The organism is Streptomyces sp. NPDC031210 (assembly GCF_055570395.1).
In genome coordinates this window covers 657,257-674,159 of sequence record NZ_JBVIHH010000002.1, presented here as the reverse complement: position 1 = coordinate 674,159, position 16,903 = coordinate 657,257, and the positions used below count along the sequence as shown (strand labels likewise).

Below are 16,903 nucleotides of genomic sequence, written 5' to 3'. Positions count from 1 at the left end.
GATGCGACGCCTTCAAGACGCCCTCAAGCCGTCTTCAAAGGGCCGGGATCAGGCCCCGGGCTCACCCCGCCCCGGAGCCGCCACCCCGCCGAGGAACGCCCGTACGATCTCCTCGCCCGCGGCGACACCGCGTTCCTCCAGCGCCGTGACGTGCGGCGCCTGCCAGCCGGAGTCGGCCAGTTCGCCGTGTCCGGGGCGCCAGCCGCGGTCCGCGCCCAGCAGGAGGTCGGCGTCGAGGAGGGAGTCGCCGGCCGCGAGGATGTCGGACGCCCCGGTGCGGCGGGCCACCTCCGCGACGGCCGCGCTCTTGGTGAGCGGCTTCGGCACCGCGTAGATCTTGCGTCCCTGGAGGGAGACGGTCCAGCCGCGGTCCTCAGCCCAGTCGGCGAGGTCCTTCACCCAGGTGTCCGGCAGCAGGGGCCGCTCCACGACGAGGTAGGCGAACAGGTCCTCCGCGACGCGTTCCTTGAGCAGCCAGGCCGGGTCGGCGGTGCGGACCAGGTGCGTGCGGACGTCCTGGAGGGGCGCGCACTGCGAGGCCAGGCGCCGTGCGACGGTGCGCCGCCAGTCCGGGTCGGACTCGCCCCGTACGAGCAGGTGCCCGCCGTTGGCGCAGATGGCGAACTCCGGTGCCGGGCCGGGGAGATGGATCCGCCGGTACTGCTCGCGGGTGCGGGTGGTGGTCGGGACGAAGGTGGTGTGGCCGGCCAGTTCGGCGAGCAGGGCGGCCGCCGTCTCCGTCATATAGGAGAGCGGCTTGTGCTCGTAGGTCTCGACGCACAGGAGCCGCGGCGCCTCGGCGTCGGGCATGGCCAGGCCCAGCGCCGCCGCCGAATAGATCAGGGTGCGGTCGAGGTCGCTCGCGACGATCGCGCTCATTTGGAGGCCACCGCCTTGCCGTCGGCGCCGGTGGCCCCGCGGGTGAAGCGGGGATGGATCAAGCCGACGCAGGTGTACGGCAGGTCGTCGACCTCTTCGACGGGCACACCCCGCTGTTCCGCCAGGAGCCGCACATGGTCGAGATCGGGTCCGGCGCCCCGCTGGGCGAGGATCTTCCAGGGCACCCGGCGCAGCAGGACGCGCGTGGTCTCGCCGACGCCGGGCTTGACGAGATTGACGTCGTGGATGCCGTAGCTCTCGCTGATCCGCTCGACGGCCGCCCAGCCCTCCCAGGTCGGGGACCGGTCGGTGGCGGCCAGTTCCTTCACGTCGGCGGCGACGGCGTCGGCGACCTCCTCGAAGTGCGCGGCGACCTCGTCGAGGAAGGCGTGCGACACGTCGTCGGCGGCCAGTTCCCGGTAGAACTTGGCGCCGTGGAAGTCGTTCGGGCCGACGAGGTCGTCGCGCAGGACGGTGCGCGAGACGAGCCCGGAGACGGTGGAGTTGAGGCAGGCGGAGGGGATGAGGAAGTCGTCGCGGGTGCCGTAGGTCTCGACGCATCCGCCGGGGTCGGCGAGCACGGCGATCCGCGGGTCGAAGCCCGGGAAGTCCTCCAGGGCCTGGGCGAGTTCGCGGGTGATGGCGCCCTTGCCGGTCCAGCCGTCCACGAAGACGACGTCGGCCGGGTCGTGGTGGGCGGCCAGCCAGCGCAGCGCGGTGGTGTCGATGCCCCGGCCGCGGACGATCGAGACGGCGTAGTGCGGCAGGTCCAGGCCGTGGGCGTGCCGGGCCCAGCGGCGCATGAGCACCCCGACGGGGGTGCCGGCGCGGGCCAGGGAGACGAGCACCGGGCGTGGCCGGGGGCTTCCCGGGCGCGCCCGCTCGGCGAGGACGGTCTCGGTGACCGTGCCGACGGCCCGCGCGATACGGCTCGCGGAGGTCCGCAGCGCGCTGTGGAAGAGGGCCTGGTACTGCGCGCTGGGCTGGTATTCGACGGGCAGCGATTCGGCGTAGTGGGCGCCGCCGCGCTGAATCGCCTCCTCGCGCTCCTCCGTGGGCGCCTCCAGCGTGACACCGGACAGGTCCTGCAACAGCCAGCCGACCTCGTCGGGGGCGTAGGAGGAGAAGGCGGGGCCGCGCAGCGGCTCGGGGAGGGGCATGGCGGGGGCGGCCTGTCGTTTCGGGGCGAGGGAGGGGGCGGGGGAGCCCGTCGGCGCCGTGGCGGGCGGTGCGGTGTGCGCCGTGCGAACGGGCACGTAGGACGGGACGACGGCGAGCAGCAGGCGGTCGGTGTGCCCGGCGAGGCGGTCCAACAGGCCGCCGGCGGCGTGCAGTTCGGAGGTGTCGCCGTGGGAGTCCACGACGGCCACGATGGCGTCGAAGCGGCGTTCCGGGTCGCTGCCGGCCGCGACGTTGTACGCGTAGCGCTCCCCCGGGCCGTCGGCGGGGCGGTCGTGGGCGGGGAAGGACAGCCGGGTTCGGATCGCGTAGCCGGGGTCGTCCACGGCGAGCACCGGGGACCGGGTGGTGGTCGAGAAATAGACCGCCGGGTCCTGGTCCGTACGGCCGTTCCGGGTCCTCCCGTCCCCGCCGTCCGGTGCTTCGGCGAGGCGGCCGTCCAGCGCTTCGGCGAGGCGCACCGGCGCGTACATCAGTTCCTCGTTGCCGAGGACGAGCACGCGGCGCGCGCCGCGCAGGTGGCCGGCGAGCCGCTCCGCCATGGCGGGCAGCGCGGCTTCGAGGCGGGCGCGGTGCGCGGGGGTGAAGCCGTGGCGGCCGCCGTCGGGCAGGTCGGCGGGCCAGTCGAGGGCGATCCGGGCCACCGGAGGGGTGGACGCGGCGAGGGCGTCCTCAGGCGCGGAGAGGGCTCCGTCAGGCGCTCCGTCCGGCGCGGCGACGGCGTCCTCGACGGGAGCCCCGGCGAGGGCCTCCTGGGCCGCGACGAGTTCCCGGCCGCGTTCGAGGACGTCCGGCGGCAGTCGTACGCCGCCCGTGGCCAGGGCGATGAGGTCGACCCGTGCGCCCAGCTCCGCCGCGAACTTCTCCAGGTGGCGGCGGTCCTGGTCGGAGCGCATGTCGACCAGGGCGACGACGACGTACCGGTCGCGGGGGAAGCGCGCGTGCAGGGCCTTGATGGTGTTCAGGACGGTCCGGCCGGTGGAGAACTCGTCGTCGACGAGCACCAGCGGGCCGTCCCCGGCGAGGAGGCCGGGGTCCTGGGGAAGCAGCAGATGGGAGGTGGCGTGGCTGTGTTCCTCCTCGAAGCCGCCGACCTGCTCGACGCCGGCCACCGGTCGGCGGGTGGAGTGCAGGTACGGCGCGAGCGCCAGGCCGTCGGCCACGGAGTGGCCCAGGCCGGTGGCGGTCTCGGCGTAGCCGAGGACCACGGCGCGCGCGGCGGCCTCGTCGCCCAGCAGTTCCCGCACTTGGTGCCCCAGGCCCAGGCCGGCCCCGTGGACGGCTCCCGGGCGCTGCGGCACGTGTTTGCCCAGCACGTTCGACACGAGCAGATGGGCCCGCTTGGGGTTGCGGCGCAACGCCAGTCCCAGCAGTTCCGACAGTTCGTCCCCGCCGCTCAGCGAGACTCCGAGCCGTCCGGCGACCCACTCTCCCGTCCACACCACGCGTTTCGTCTCCTCCATCGTGTCGTTTTCCCGTGTCTTCCCCGTGTCGTCGGCCGTCTCGCCCGGTCTGTGTCCGTCTGTTTCCGGCCATGTGGACCGGGCGCGGTCACGGCTGCGCCCCGCTAAGTCTGCGGGAGGCTCGCGGCCAGCAGTTCCACGAAGCCGATCCCCTCCCGGGCGACGCCGAACGCCTCGGCGCGCAGCACGGTCCGCTCCGCCCAGGCGCGGTGCGGCTTCACCTCGTTCATCTTGTTCGTGTAAGCGGAGCGCATGACTCCGCCGTCGCACCGCTCGGGCCGGAGAATGTCGGCGGCGTCGGTGAACTCCTCGTGACTGACCACGGAAAGGGCGTGCACCGGCGCGACGTGCGAGGGGTGGATGCAGGTCTTGCCCTGGAGCCCGTTCGCGCGGTCCAGTTCGATCTCGCGCAGCAGCCCGTCCATGTCGTGCTCGATCAGCGCGGTACGCAGCTCCTCGGCCCGGCCGAGGAACGGGCTGCGGCGCAACTGTGGCTTGAACATGCGCTCGTGCAAGCGGAAGTACTCCCATACGGGCCCGGTGACGGTGAAGCCCGTACCGTCCGCCCGTCCCAGCACATTGACCACGTCGGAAATCACGGAGGCGACGATGTGCACGTCATACGCCGTCATGTCGGGGGCGCGGCGCAGCCCGTAGGCGGAGCAGAAGTCCGTGACGCCGAGGCGCAGCGCGAGCACCCGGTCGCGGTATTTGTCGACGGTCCAGGCGATGCCCCGCAGGGTCTCGGCCCGGCTCTCCAGGTGCATCAGCTCCGGGGATTCGAGCACCGGCATGGCGAACAGCCGGCGGCCGCATACGGTCTCGGCCACCGCCAGCGCGTCCAGGAACGGCACTCCGCGTTCCTCGGTGAACTTCGGCAGTACGAATCCGGACAGCCGGCGTACGGCGGGCCCGATGCGGCGTACGAGATCCGGAATCTGATCGGCCGCGCGGACGCGGATGAACAGCAGCGGAAGGTCCGTGCCGCCCTCGGCCGCCTCGTCGAGCAGGGCGAACTGCCGCACGAGGTTCTCCTCGCCGGCCTCGACGTCCCCGTCGCCAATGGAGTCCTCCAGGCAGAGCACCATGGAGACCACGCCACGCCCGGCCTGTTTGAGGACGTCACCGGCGAGTTGCGGGCGGGTGGCCGGGCTGTAGAGGGTCGCGCCGAGGGCCACCGCGAGCGTGCGGGCGGGGGAATCGGCGGTGAACTCCGCCGGCTCCTGGTGGAACAATTCCTTCCGGATATCGGGCGCAAGATGCCCAAAATGCCGCATATAACTCCCCGTATGCATGCGGGACCCGGGCACCCCCGCTACGTCTCGCTGTCTGGATCCAGCCGGTAATCGTACGTGCGCCGGGGTGTGGTTGGTTCCCCGGCGCATGAAAATCTCGTTACCCACTCGGGTCGCCCGGGTGTCCGCGCGAGCGGCCCGTCGAAGCCGTGCGGGCCCCCGCGTTGTCCCTGCGACCTCCGGGAAGGCAGGATTGCGGCATGACGCACGCGATGCTGAAAGGGTCGAACGTACCCCTCGACGCCACGGCCGTACGGGCCGTCCTGCGCTGGACACCCGGCGCCGGCGTCCCTGATGTCGACGCCTCGGCGCTGTTGGTGGGGCCCGACGGAAGCGTGCGCTCCGACGAGGACTTCATCTTCTACAACCAGCCGCGGCACCCCGGCGGCCTGGTCAGGCACCTGCCCAAGTCCCGCCTCGACGACGGCATGGCCGACACCATCGAGGCGGATCTGGCCACCCTCGACGCGGCCGTGGACCGGGTCGTGCTCACCGCGTCCTCGGACGGCGGCGCGTTCGCGCTCGTCCCGGACCTGCGGGTGATGCTCTACGACGCGTCGGCGAGCGGCGGGGAGCCGCTCGTGGTCTTCGAGGTGGTGCCGGAGACGGGCGACGAGACGGCGCTGATCTGCGGGGAGTTGTACCGGCGCGGCGAGGGCTGGAAGTTCCGGGCGCTGGGACAGGGCTACGCCAGCGGACTGGTGGGGCTGGCCACCGAGTTCGGGATCACGGTGGAGGAGAGCGACCACTCCGAGGCCACCGGCCCGGCGGATTCCGACGAGGCGGCCGCCGCCGACGCGCCGGCCACCCCCGACGCGCCCCCGGAGCCGACCTCCGACCACTCCGCCGCTCCCCCGTCCCCGCCTCCCCCGGCCCCCGGCACGCCCGCCCCGAGCGTCTGGCCGGAAGAGGCCACCGGCCCCCCGTCCGCGGTGGGCGCGCACGACCCCGACGCCACGCAGGCCTACGCGTTCTCGGACACCGGTGCCGTCACCCAGCACCTGGCGGACTCCTCCGCGGAGCCGGTCTCCGCGCCCCCGCCGCCGACGGGGTCCCAGACGTTCCCGCCGCAGCCCGCCGGGGGCTACGGCTACCCGCAGAACGTTCCGCCGCCGCCCGCCCAGCCCCCGGCCCAGCCCGCCTACGGCTACCCCGGGCCGCCGCCGCAGCAGGGCCCGTACCCGCCCCAGCAGGTACCCCAGCAGCCCGCGCCGCCCGCGTACGGCTATCCGCAACAGCCCCCGCCTCCGCAGCCCTACGCGGCGCCGACCTACGGCCACGGCCATCCGCAGCAGCCGCAGCCCTTCGTGCCGGACCCGTCGTTCGTGCTGCCGCCCCAGGGGCCGCAGTTCCAACGCCGTTAGCCGCCGGGGAGCGCCCGGCCGTCCTGTGCGGGACGGCCGGGGGCCCCGGCCGTCCCGTCCTCAGACCTTGGTCTTGTATCCGCGCCCCCACTGGAGCCCCCACCCGTACAGCCGGTCGAGCTCCGCCTGGAAGCCGTAGACGTACTTCACCTCGCGGCGCACCGTGAATTCGCCCTTGTTGTTCTCCAGCATGAAGATGGCGCAGGAACGGGCCTGGGGGGCGCGCTCGTCGAGGCCGATCTCCAGGCGCGGGCCGTTGCTCGGGTAGAGCGTCACGATCGCGTGCGTACGGTCGAAGGCCGGGGTGCCGTCGTAGATGTAGACAAAGATCAGCAGCCGTTTGATCTCGTCACGGTGGTCCATGTTGATGTAGAGCGTCTCGCCGGACGGGGAGCCGAACCGGTCGTCGCCGCTGAGCTGGACGTACGGCGGGGCGTTGAGGTCGCCGAGGAAGTTGCCGAGCGGCTGCACCACGCCCTTGGTGCCGTCCTTGAGCTCGTACAGGCAGGCCAGGTCAAGGTCGATCTTGACCACGGCCGGCCCCTGGGCCTGCACGACCTCGGGTTTGAACAGCTTGCCCGGATGCCGCAGCAGACTGCCGGTGCGCCCGTTGCCGCGCTCCCCGAGGTCCGAAGTGCGCATCTGCCAGTGCAGGTTGACCCGCAGATGCCCGGTGGCCGCGCCCTGTTTGGTCAGGGAGATGACCGGATTGCGTTTCGTCAGTTCGACGACATACGACGCTCCGCCGTTGTCGTACTTCGGCGCGCCACCGCGCCACCAGTTCCCCAGGAACGACACCTTGCCCACCCCATCGCTCGGCCCCTGTCACAACGGGGCGGCCCGAGGCTCGCACCTCGTGGCCGCCCCGCAGAGAGCGTTCCTCAATCAGCCCCGCGTCACACTCCGGACGGGACTTCCGCCTTCGCGCCCGAGGCGTCCCCCGGCCTGCCCTCGCGCTTGTTGCGCACCAGGGACGACCAGAAGGACAGGGCGATCAGGACGATGCCGACCAGGCCGGTGATGACCTCGTTGATCTCGTACTTGATCGTGATGAGCAGGATGACGGCGAGCGCGCCGATGGCGTAGTGCGCGCCGTGCTCCAGATAGACGTAGTCGTCCAGGGTCCCCTTGCGGACGAGGAAGACCGTCAGCGAACGGATGTACATCGCGCCGATACCCAGACCCAGCGCCATCTCGAAGATGTCGTTGGTGATGGCGAAGGCGCCGATGACGCCGTCGAAGGAGAACGACGCGTCGATGACCTCGAGGTAGAGGAACAGGAAGAACGCGGCCTTGCCGGCCAGGCCCATGACCGTGCCTCCGCCACCGCTCTTCTTCGCCGCGGGCTCCACAGCGGCGTCCGCCGCGCCCCCGTCGGCCCCTCCCTCGTCCTCGTCCTCTTCCTCGTCGTCCAGCTTGCTCTCGAAGTAGCCCGAGATGCCGCCGACGACGAGGTACGTGATGAGGCCGGCGACGCCGGACAGCAGCACCGTGGCGCCCTTGTCACCGCCGCCGTGCGCGACGTCGGTGGCCACCGTCATGGCGCTCACCAGGAGGACGACCAGCGCGATGATCACGGACAGCATGTCGAGCTTGCCGATTTTGGCGAGCGGCCGCTCGATCCAGGCCAGCCACTTGTAGTCGCGCTCCTCGAAGATGAAGTCGAGGAAGATCATCAGCAGGAAGATGCCGCCGAAGGCCGCGATGGCCGGATGGGCGCTGGTGACCAGTTCCTGGTAATGCGCCTTGTCATTGATGGCGAGCTTGACCGCCTCCAGCGGCCCCAGCTTCGCGGTCATCGCGACGATGACGACCGGGAATACCAGTCGCATGCCGAATACCGCGACGAGGATGCCGACCGTCAGGAAGATCTTCTGCCAGAAGGCGTTCATCTTGCGCAGGATGCCCGCGTTGATGACGGCGTTGTCGAACGAGAGCGAAATCTCCAGGATGGACAGGATTCCGACAATCGCGAGCCCCTGCCACCCCCAGAGCACGCCGGCCAAGGCAAGGCCGAGCACCGTGATGGCGAACGACCAGCCAAAGGTTTTCAGGAGCACTGCTTACCCAATCCCTCGCTGTGTGGGGTCCCCCGCGCGCAGCGCGCGGCGCCTTTACGAAACGTTGACCCCGAAGTCTAGAGCGATGCCTCGCAGGCCCGACGCGTACCCCTGGCCCACCGCCCTGAACTTCCACTCGCCGTTGTAGCGGTATACCTCTCCGAAGATCATCGCCGTTTCGCTGGAAGCGTCCTCGCTGAGGTCGTAGCGGGCGAGTTCGCTGCCGTCGGCCTGATTGACGATGCGGATGAATGCGTTGCTGACCTGGCCGAAGCTCTGGCCGCGCAGATCGGCTTCGTGGATCGAGACCGGAAAAACGATCTTGTCGACCCGCTCGGGCACCTGGGAGAGGTCCACCAGGATCGACTCGTCGTCGCCCTCTCCCTCGCCGGTGAGGTTGTCACCGGTGTGCTCGACGGAGCCCTCGGGGCTCGTGAGGTTGTTGTAGAAGACGAAGTATTCGTCCCCCAGCACCCGGCCCGACTCGCACAGCAGCGCGCTGGCGTCGAGGTCGAACGGTGCTCCAGTGGTGGAGCGCGCGTCCCAACCGAGGCCGACCATGATCTGCGTGAGATTCGGAGCGGCCTTGGACAGGGAGACGTTGCCCCCCTTGGCGAGCGTGACGCCCATGTTTTCGCTTCCTCCCCGGTGTCGGTACGGGCCGCGCGCCCGCGCGGCCCGCCTCGTCCCTTTCAAGCACGCACGGCGCCGCACTCCCCTGGAGGGGCGTACGGCGCCGGGCGCGGCGGTCGCGCTGGATCAGACGTTGACGCCGAAGTCCTGCGCGATCCCGCGCAGGCCCGAGGCGTATCCCTGGCCGATGGCCCGGAACTTCCACTCCGCGCCGTTGCGGTAGAGCTCGCCGAAGACCATGGCGGTCTCGGTCGAGGCGTCCTCGCTCAGGTCGTAGCGCGCCAGCTCGTTGCCGTCCGCCTGGTTGACCACGCGGATGTAGGCGTTGCGGACCTGGCCGAAGCTCTGCTGGCGGTTCTCGGCGTCGTAGATCGACACCGGGAAGACGACCTTTTGGACGTCGGCCGGCACTCCGGCGAGGTTCACCTTGATGGCCTCGTCGTCACCCTCGCCCTCACCGGTGGTGTTGTCACCGGTGTGTTCGACCGAACCGTCGGGGCTCTTGAGGTTGTTGAAGAACACGAAATTCTGGTCGTTGGCGACCTTGCCCTGGTCGTTCGTCAGCAGAGCGCTGGCGTCCAGGTCGAAATCCGTACCGGTGGTGGTACGCGCGTCCCAGCCCAGACCGACGAGGACGGCGGTCAGATTGGGGGCTTCCTTCGTCAGCGAGACGTTGCCGCCCTTGCTGAGGCTGACTCCCACGAGTCCTCCCATAGATTCGAGGGGTACGTAAAGATCTGCGCCCCCATCGTGCATGGCATCGGATCAACGATTTGATCCTAGTGACCGGTTCCCGCCGATTGCGGATATCGGCCGCGGAAGGCCACGGATGCGTTCGTCGCGGGACCCGCGGGTCCCGCGGCGCGCGCGGCTCCCGGGATCAGAGGGTCTCGATGCTGTCCAGGGCCTTGACGTAGTCGTTCAGGTCGCGGGCGTCGGGCAGGCCGTTGACGACCGTCCAGCGCACCACGCCCTCCTTGTCGATGACGAAGGTGCCGCGCACCGCGCAGCCCTTGTCCTCGTCGAAGACGCCGTAGGCGCGCGAGGCCGCGCCGTGCGGCCAGAAGTCGGACAGCAGCGGGTAGTCCAGGCCCTCCTGCTCGGCGAAGACGCGCAGCGAGAACGGGGAGTCGTTGGAGACGGCCAGAAGCTGGACGTCGTCGTTGACGAAGCGCGGCAGCTCGTCGCGCAGGGCGCACAGCTCGCCGGTGCACACGCCGGTGAAGGCGAAGGGGTAGAAGAGGAGGACGACGGCCTTCTCGCCGCGGAAGTCGGAAAGCCTGACCAGCTCACCGTGCTGGTTCTTCAGCTCGAAATCCGGTGCCTTCGTGCCGACCTCGATCGCCATGGGATGCCTGCCTTCCGCTCACGCTCAACTGGACGCGGCCAACCCTACGTGCCGTGGCCGGGCGCCCGGGAAACGCCTCCGCGACCGGGCCGAGCCCCCTCCGGATCAGGCCGGAGGGGGCTCGGTGGCGAACGTCGAGGTGGTGCTGGTCAGCGCTTGCCGGACTTGGCCCCCTTGGGGGTGACCAGTCGGCTGCCGGTCCAGTCCTTGCCCGCGTTGATGCTCTTGGTCTGGGACAGACCCGCGGTCTGCGCGGCTTCATTGATGTCGCTGGGCTCGACGTAGCCCTCGCGTCCGGTCTTGGGGGTCAGCAGCCAGATCGCGCCGCCCTCTTCGATCAGCCCGATGGCGTCCACCAGCGCGTCCGTGAGGTCGCCGTCTTCGTCACGGAACCACAGCAGGACGACGTCAGCGACGTCGTCGTAGTCCTCATCGACGATGTCCTGGCCAATCACGGCCTCAATGCCTTCTCGGAGCTCCTGCTCGACGTCATCGTCGTAGCCGATCTCCTGGACCACCTGTCCGGGCTCGAACCCCAGCCTGGCGGCAGGGTTGGTCCGCTCCTCCGCGTGGTCCGCGGTCGCGCTCACGGATTGCCTCCTGTCATGTTTCGGAAAACTTTGGACCCCGCGCGTGCGCGGAGCATTGGGCGTAGTCCACACGGGCCGGGCGGATCGCGCAAGTACCCGAGGTCCGAGACCGCCGAAACGGTGACGATTGGACGCGTCTCGCCGCAACTACGACCCCACCAGGACAGGCCCAAGTGATTCACACCACAGCGTTTGACCGGGTTTGTGGGGTAGTCGCGCGCGACTGGGCCCTTCGGGGGGCGCCGGCCACGCTCCGGACCTCTGTTCGGGGGCCGCACTGCCGTACGCGAAGCACTTTCGACATGGGCGTATGGTTGCGATTTGGCCGACCTGAGAAACCGGCTTTTCCGCGCCCATCTCCCGGACGGTGGTTACCCATCGGTAGAGATGACGTATCCCAGTGACTCGGTACACGATGGAAGACGGCGCGAAACCAAGGCAGAGACAGCATTCGTCCGCGTGCGCAGCATCCATCGCGTGCCGAGCACGACACGACCCGAACAGCGAAGGAACAGCGTGGCTTCCGGATCCGATCGAAACCCGATCATCATTGGCGGCCTTCCCAGCCAGGTCCCGGACTTCGATCCCGAAGAGACCCAGGAGTGGCTCGACTCGCTCGACGCAGCCGTCGATGAGCGAGGCCGGGAACGTGCCCGCTACCTCATGCTTCGCCTGATCGAGCGCGCCCGCGAAAAGCGTGTGGCCGTGCCCGAGATGCGCAGCACGGACTACGTCAACACCATCGCGACCAAGGACGAGCCGTTCTTCCCCGGAAACGAGGAGATCGAGCGCAAGATCCTGAACGCGACCCGGTGGAACGCCGCCGTCATGGTCTCCCGGGCCCAGCGCCCCGGCATCGGCGTCGGCGGCCACATCGCCACGTTCGCCTCCTCCGCCTCCCTCTACGACGTGGGCTTCAACCACTTCTTCCGGGGCAAGGACGAGGGCGACGGCGGCGACCAGATCTTCTTCCAGGGGCACGCCTCCCCCGGCGTGTACGCCCGCGCGTTCCTTCTGGACCGGCTGACCGAGGCGCAGCTCGACGCCTTCCGCCAGGAGAAGTCCAAGGCCCCCAACGGTCTGTCCAGCTACCCGCACCCGCGGCTGATGCCGGACTTCTGGGAGTTCCCGACCGTCTCGATGGGCCTTGGCCCCCTCGGCGCGATCTACCAGGCGCGGATGAACCGCTACATGGAGGCGCGCGGCATCGCCGACACCTCCAAGTCGCATGTGTGGGCCTACCTCGGCGACGGCGAGATGGACGAGCCGGAGTCGCTCGGCCAGTTGTCCATCGCCGCCCGCGAGGGCCTGGACAACCTGACCTTCGTCGTCAACTGCAACCTCCAGCGCCTGGACGGCCCGGTCCGCGGCAACGGCAAGATCATGCAGGAGCTGGAGTCGCAGTTCCGCGGCGCCGGCTGGAACGTCATCAAGCTGGTCTGGGACCGTAGCTGGGACCCGCTGCTGGCGCAGGACCGCGACGGCATCCTGGTCAACAAGCTCAACAGCACGCCCGACGGCCAGTTCCAGACGTACGCCACCGAGACCGGCGCCTACATTCGCGAGCACTTCTTCGGCGACGACCACCGTCTGCGGGCGATGGTCGAGAACATGACCGACGACCAGATCCTGCACCTGGGCCGCGGCGGTCACGACCACAAGAAGATCTACGCGGCGTACGCGGCGGCCAAGGCCCACAAGGGCCAGCCGACGGTGATCCTCGCGCAGACCGTCAAGGGCTGGACGCTCGGTCCGAACTTCGAGGGCCGCAACGCGACCCACCAGATGAAGAAGCTGACGGCCGACGACCTCAAGCGCTTCCGCGACCGGCTGCACCTGCCGATCCCGGACAAGGAGCTGGAGAACGGCGCCCCGCCGTACTACCACCCGGGTCCGGACTCCGAAGAGATCCAGTACATGCACGACCGCCGCAACGCGCTGGGCGGTTATGTGCCCACCCGCGTCGTGCGCGCCAAGCCGCTGGCGCTGCCGGACGACAAGGTCTACGCGGCCGCCAAGAAGGGCTCGGGCCAGCAGAAGATCGCCACGACTATGGCGTTCGTCCGCGTGCTGAAGGACCTGATGCGGGACAAGGAGATCGGCAAGCGCTTCGTGCCGATCGCGCCCGATGAGTACCGCACCTTCGGTATGGACGCGTTCTTCCCCTCGGCGAAGATCTACAACCCGCTGGGCCAGCAGTACGAGGCGGTGGACCGCGACCTGCTCCTGGCCTACAAGGAGTCGCCGACCGGCCAGATGCTGCACGACGGCATCTCCGAGGCCGGCTGCACCGCGTCGCTGATCGCGGCGGGCTCGGCGTACGCCACGCACGGCGAGCCGCTGATCCCGATCTACGTCTTCTACTCGATGTTCGGTTTCCAGCGCACCGGCGACCAGTTCTGGCAGATGGCCGACCAGTTGGCGCGCGGCTTCGTGCTGGGCGCGACCGCGGGCCGTACGACGCTGACCGGTGAGGGCCTCCAGCACGCCGACGGCCACTCGCAGCTCCTCGCGTCGACGAACCCGGCGTGTGTCGCCTACGACCCGGCCTACGGCTTCGAGATCGCGCACATCGTCCAGGACGGTCTGCGCCGGATGTACGGCTCCAGCGCCGAGTTCCCGCACGGCGAGGACGTCTTCTACTACCTCACCGTCTACAACGAGCCGATCCTGCACCCGGCGGAGCCGGCCGATGTCGACGTCGAGGGCATCCTGAAGGGTCTGCACCGCGTCAAGACGGCCGACAAGGGCCGGCACGCCGCGCAGATCCTGGCGTCGGGTGTCGCGGTGCCGTGGGCCATCGAGGCGCAGCGGATCCTCGCGGACGAGTGGGACGTCAAGGCCGATGTCTGGTCGGCGACGTCCTGGAACGAGCTGCGCCGCGACGCGGTGGAGAGCGAGGAGCACAACCTCCTGCACCCGGAGGAGGAGCAGCGCGTGCCGTATGTGACGCAGAAGCTCCAGGGCGCGGAGGGGCCCAAGGTGGCGGTGTCGGACTGGATGCGCGCCGTCCCGGACCAGATCGCGCGCTGGGTGCCCGGCACGTACCAGTCGCTGGGCGCCGACGGCTTCGGCTTCGCGGACACCCGTGGCGCGGCCCGTCGCTTCTTCCACATCGACGCGCAGTCGATCGTCCTGAGCGTGCTGACCGAGCTCTCCAAGGAGGGCAAGGTCGACCGTTCGCTGCTGAAGCAGGCCATCGACCGCTACCAGCTCCTGGACGTCACGGCCGCCGAGGCGGGCGAGGCCGGCGGCGACGCCTGACCCACCCGCGGCCCGGTTGCCGCATCGCCTGTCCCGCGCCCCCCGACCAGCGTTCTCGCCGGCCGGGGGGCGGGGGGGGGGGGGGGGGGGCGGGGCGCCCCCACCCCCCCCCCCCCCCCCCCCCCCCCCCCCCCCCCCGCGGGAACGCCCACCCCACCCGCCCCCTCCCCCCCCCCCCCCCCCCCCCCCCCCCCCCCCCCCCCTTCCCCCCCCCCCCCCCCCCCCGGTGCCGTGCGGCCGCCCGCGCACCGCACCGCTCAGCGCTCCCAGATCTTGAACGCCCGCACCGCGTACGGCGAGCGGGGCACCCAGCTACCGCCGCCGGGGTAGGTGTCGAACTCGCCGGTCTCGGCGCATTCCACGCTCTGGTAGGTCGTCACCGGGCGGCCGGTGCGGTTGGCGAGCGCGGCCGCGGGGCCGCCCTGGGGCAGCGGGACGCAGCTTTCGATGTCGGTGTCGGACAGTTCGTAGGTGTGGCGCCGGCCGCCGAAGTCCGCCTTCGGCCAGACGCAGAGCTGCCCGGCCGCGCAGTCGCCCGAGGCGGCGGCGGTCCGGCCGCCCGGGGCCGGGTGTGCGGCCGGGACGCCGAGGGCGGACGGCGCGGTGAGCGCGGCGGCGAGTGCGGCCAGGCCGGTGACGAGCGCGGCGGTGTGCGGCGTACGGATGCGCATGGGTGTCTCCCCCGTGTGTGCCGGAGTCCCTCGCGGGGGCGTGCCGGCGATGGTGCCGCCGCCGGCCGGTCGCCGGTGGCGGGTGCACGGCCGAGCTTCGCGAGGGGACGGCGCGGTTGCCAAGGCCCTGGCGCCCGGGCCACCCGGATCAGCGAGGGGGACGGCCCGGCGGGCGGCGGGAGGGGCCGGCGGCGTGCGCGGTTGACGCGGGCCACGGTGGCGGGCGGGCAGCGGAAACCGTTCCTCGGGCGCGGGGTGCGGCCGGTGGGGACGCGCGGCGGGGTGCGCGCTATCAGGTGCGGCGGCCGGTTCCCGCGCCGCGTCATCACAATGAGCGATTGTGCTCGTCGGCCGTCGGCCAACTGCCCCTAGGCGTACGGCGCGTGGTCGCGCGCGGGGGCCGGGGAGGCGGGGTTGACGCACGACGGCGCGCGGCCGGCCGAGGGAGTGCCTCGGCCGGCCGCGCGCCGGGTCGTGCGGGAAGTGCGAGTGGTGCGGGAGGTGCCGGCTCGGGTCAGACGTGGCCGACGCCGGCGCCCGCCTCCGCGTTCGCCCCGCGCTTGGTGAGGGTCGCGACGAATGCGGCGACGATCGCCACCCCGCAGGCCACCGTGAAGGCCAGGCCCATGCCCGAGACGAACGTGTCGTGGGCGACGGAGGTGATCTTCTGGGCGATCTCCGGCGGGGTGCCCTTCCGTACCGGGGCGATGCCGGCCGACACGGCGTCGGCCGCCTGGGCCATCTGCGCGGGCGGTACCGGCGGCAGACCGGCCGCGTGCCAGTTGCCGGGCAGGTCGTTGTCGACGCGGGAGGCCATCACCGCGCCGAGCACGGCCGTACCGAGGCTGCCGCCGACCTGCATCGCGGCCTGCTGGAGGCCGCCCGCGACGCCGGACAGCTCCAGCGGGGCGTTGCCGACGATGACCTCGGTGGCGCCGACCATGACGGGCGCGAGGCCGAGGCCGAGCAGCGCGAACCACAGGGACATCGGGCCGGTGCCGGTGCCGGTGTCCAGGCCGGACATGCCGTACATCGCGACGGCGGTGAGGACCATGCCGCCCACCAGCGGCACGCGCGGACCGAACTTGGTGATCAGCGCGCCGGCGAGCGGCGAGCCGACGATCATCATGCCGGTGAGCGGCAGGAGGTGCAGGCCGCTGTCGACCGGGCTCATGCCGTGCACGTTCTGGAGGTAGAAGGTCACGAAGAACAGGCCGCCCATGAAGGCGAAGGCCATCAGCACCATCAGGACCGTGCCGGCCGTCAGCGGCAGCGAGCGGAACATCCGCAGCGGGATGAGCGGCTCGCGGACCTTGGTCTCCAGGACGGCGAAGAGCGCGAAGAGCACGACCGAGCCGATCAGGAAGCCCAGGGTCTTCGCGTCGCCCCAGCCCCAGTCCGACGCCTTGATCAGCGGCCAGATGAGGCAGAACATCGCGCCGGAGAGCAGCGCGATGCCCGGGATGTCGAAGGAGCGGGGGGCGTTCTCGGCGCGGTGGTCCTTGAGGATCACCAGGCCCAGCACCAGGGCCAGGACGCCGACCGGGACGTTGATGAAGAACACCGACTGCCAGCTCACGTGCTCGACGAGCAGGCCGCCGACGATCGGGCCGCCGGCCGTGGAGGCGCCGATGACCATGCCCCAGATGCCGATCGCCATGTTCAGCTTCTCGGCCGGGAACGTGGCGCGCAGCAGGCCCAGCGCGGCGGGCATCAGCAGGGCGCCGAAGAGGCCCTGGAGGACGCGGAAGGCGATGACCAGCGCCACCTGGTCGGAGAAGCCGATGGCCCCGGAGGCGGCGGCGAAGCCGATGATGCCTATGAGGAACGTCTGGCGGTGGCCGAAGCGGTCACCGAGCTTGCCGGCCGTGATCAGCGAGACGGCCAGGGCGAGCATGTAGCCGTTGGTTATCCACTGGACGTCGGCGAGCGAGGCGCCGAGGTCGTCCTTGATGGCCGGGTTGGCGATGGCGACGATGGTGCCGTCGAGGGCGACCATCATGACGCCGATGGCGACGGAGAAGAGGGTCAGCCACGGATGGCCGCGCAACCCCTTGGGGGGCTCCGCTACGGGAAGTTCCGGTGCGGTGTCGGCAACCGGGGTCTGAGAACTCATACCCCGAGGCTAATGTCAGCCACTGACAGTTGACAAAGTGA

13 protein-coding genes are annotated in these 16,903 nt (G+C 70.8%); 2 read left to right on the top strand and 11 right to left on the bottom strand.

The window, feature by feature from the left end:
• Positions 1-48 precede the first annotated feature (48 nt).
• The 3 genes from ACZ45Z_RS06680 to ACZ45Z_RS06670 all read right to left on the bottom strand — a co-directional run bounded on the left by ACZ45Z_RS06680 (position 49) and on the right by ACZ45Z_RS06670 (position 4,798).
• Entirely contained in the window at positions 49-879 is an 831-nt protein-coding gene (locus tag ACZ45Z_RS06680; protein ID WP_468357100.1) for an HAD family hydrolase, read from the bottom strand.
• Complete coding sequence (locus ACZ45Z_RS06675) at positions 876-3,521, bottom strand: phosphoribosyltransferase (protein ID WP_468357097.1); 2,646 nt, start codon at positions 3,519-3,521, stop codon at positions 876-878. The genes ACZ45Z_RS06680 and ACZ45Z_RS06675 overlap by 4 nt, the downstream gene beginning before the upstream one ends.
• A gap of 104 nt (positions 3,522-3,625) precedes the next feature.
• Positions 3,626-4,798, bottom strand: coding sequence for an HpcH/HpaI aldolase/citrate lyase family protein (locus ACZ45Z_RS06670; protein WP_468357094.1), 1,173 nt, complete (start codon positions 4,796-4,798; stop codon positions 3,626-3,628).
• A 218-nt stretch (positions 4,799-5,016) separates the two neighbouring features.
• On the opposite strand from ACZ45Z_RS06670, the gene ACZ45Z_RS06665 reads away from it, so the two are divergent.
• Positions 5,017-6,180 (top strand): TerD family protein, encoded by a 1,164-nt coding sequence (locus ACZ45Z_RS06665; RefSeq protein WP_468357090.1) that lies wholly within the window; start codon positions 5,017-5,019, stop codon positions 6,178-6,180.
• A gap of 60 nt (positions 6,181-6,240) precedes the next feature.
• On the opposite strand, the gene ACZ45Z_RS06660 is transcribed toward ACZ45Z_RS06665, so the two are convergent.
• From ACZ45Z_RS06660 to ACZ45Z_RS06635, 6 genes are all read right to left on the bottom strand, one after another.
• Entirely contained in the window at positions 6,241-6,978 is a 738-nt protein-coding gene (locus ACZ45Z_RS06660; RefSeq protein WP_468357088.1) for a TerD family protein, read from the bottom strand.
• A gap of 98 nt (positions 6,979-7,076) precedes the next feature.
• Positions 7,077-8,240, bottom strand: a complete 1,164-nt coding sequence (locus ACZ45Z_RS06655; RefSeq protein ID WP_468357085.1) for a DUF475 domain-containing protein — start codon at positions 8,238-8,240, stop codon at positions 7,077-7,079.
• A 54-nt stretch (positions 8,241-8,294) separates the two neighbouring features.
• Entirely contained in the window at positions 8,295-8,870 is a 576-nt protein-coding gene (locus ACZ45Z_RS06650; RefSeq protein WP_468357082.1) for a TerD family protein, read from the bottom strand.
• A 129-nt stretch (positions 8,871-8,999) separates the two neighbouring features.
• On the bottom strand, positions 9,000-9,575 hold the full coding sequence (locus ACZ45Z_RS06645) for a TerD family protein (RefSeq protein WP_468357079.1): 576 nt from the start codon (positions 9,573-9,575) through the stop codon (positions 9,000-9,002).
• Positions 9,576-9,753: 178 nt separating this feature from the next.
• Positions 9,754-10,221 carry a peroxiredoxin gene (locus ACZ45Z_RS06640; protein WP_468357076.1) on the bottom strand — a complete coding sequence of 156 codons (468 nt, stop codon included), beginning with the start codon at positions 10,219-10,221 and terminating at the stop codon, positions 9,754-9,756.
• Positions 10,222-10,370: 149 nt separating this feature from the next.
• Positions 10,371-10,811, bottom strand: coding sequence for a DUF3052 domain-containing protein (locus ACZ45Z_RS06635; protein ID WP_468357073.1), 441 nt, complete (start codon positions 10,809-10,811; stop codon positions 10,371-10,373).
• 516 nt (positions 10,812-11,327) lie between these two features.
• Between ACZ45Z_RS06635 and aceE the strand changes: the two genes are divergently transcribed.
• Positions 11,328-14,075 carry a pyruvate dehydrogenase (acetyl-transferring), homodimeric type gene (gene aceE, locus ACZ45Z_RS06630; RefSeq protein WP_468357070.1) on the top strand — a complete coding sequence of 916 codons (2,748 nt, stop codon included), beginning with the start codon at positions 11,328-11,330 and terminating at the stop codon, positions 14,073-14,075.
• Positions 14,076-14,332: 257 nt separating this feature from the next.
• Here the strand turns inward: aceE and ACZ45Z_RS06625 are convergent, their stop codons facing one another.
• Complete coding sequence (locus ACZ45Z_RS06625; protein WP_468357067.1) at positions 14,333-14,746, bottom strand: peptidase inhibitor family I36 protein; 414 nt, start codon at positions 14,744-14,746, stop codon at positions 14,333-14,335.
• A gap of 514 nt (positions 14,747-15,260) precedes the next feature.
• The gene (locus ACZ45Z_RS06620; protein ID WP_468357064.1) at positions 15,261-16,862 is read right to left on the bottom strand and encodes an MFS transporter; all 1,602 of its coding nucleotides are present in this window, start codon (positions 16,860-16,862) and stop codon (positions 15,261-15,263) included.
• Positions 16,863-16,903 lie beyond the last annotated feature (41 nt).

Bases quoted from the DNA above. Each gene is read 5' to 3' on its own strand.
- ACZ45Z_RS06680 (WP_468357100.1), bottom strand. From the start codon at position 879: ATGAGCGCGATCGTCGCGAGCGACCTCGACCGCACCCTGATCTATTCG.
- ACZ45Z_RS06675 (WP_468357097.1), bottom strand. From the start codon at position 3,521: ATGGAGGAGACGAAACGCGTGGTGTGGACGGGAGAGTGGGTCGCCGGA.
- ACZ45Z_RS06670 (WP_468357094.1), bottom strand. From the start codon at position 4,798: ATGCGGCATTTTGGGCATCTTGCGCCCGATATCCGGAAGGAATTGTTC.
- ACZ45Z_RS06665 (WP_468357090.1), top strand. From the start codon at position 5,017: ATGACGCACGCGATGCTGAAAGGGTCGAACGTACCCCTCGACGCCACG.
- ACZ45Z_RS06650 (WP_468357082.1), bottom strand. From the start codon at position 8,870: ATGGGCGTCACGCTCGCCAAGGGGGGCAACGTCTCCCTGTCCAAGGCC.
- ACZ45Z_RS06640 (WP_468357076.1), bottom strand. From the start codon at position 10,221: ATGGCGATCGAGGTCGGCACGAAGGCACCGGATTTCGAGCTGAAGAAC.
- ACZ45Z_RS06625 (WP_468357067.1), bottom strand. From the start codon at position 14,746: ATGCGCATCCGTACGCCGCACACCGCCGCGCTCGTCACCGGCCTGGCC.
- ACZ45Z_RS06620 (WP_468357064.1), bottom strand. From the start codon at position 16,862: ATGAGTTCTCAGACCCCGGTTGCCGACACCGCACCGGAACTTCCCGTA.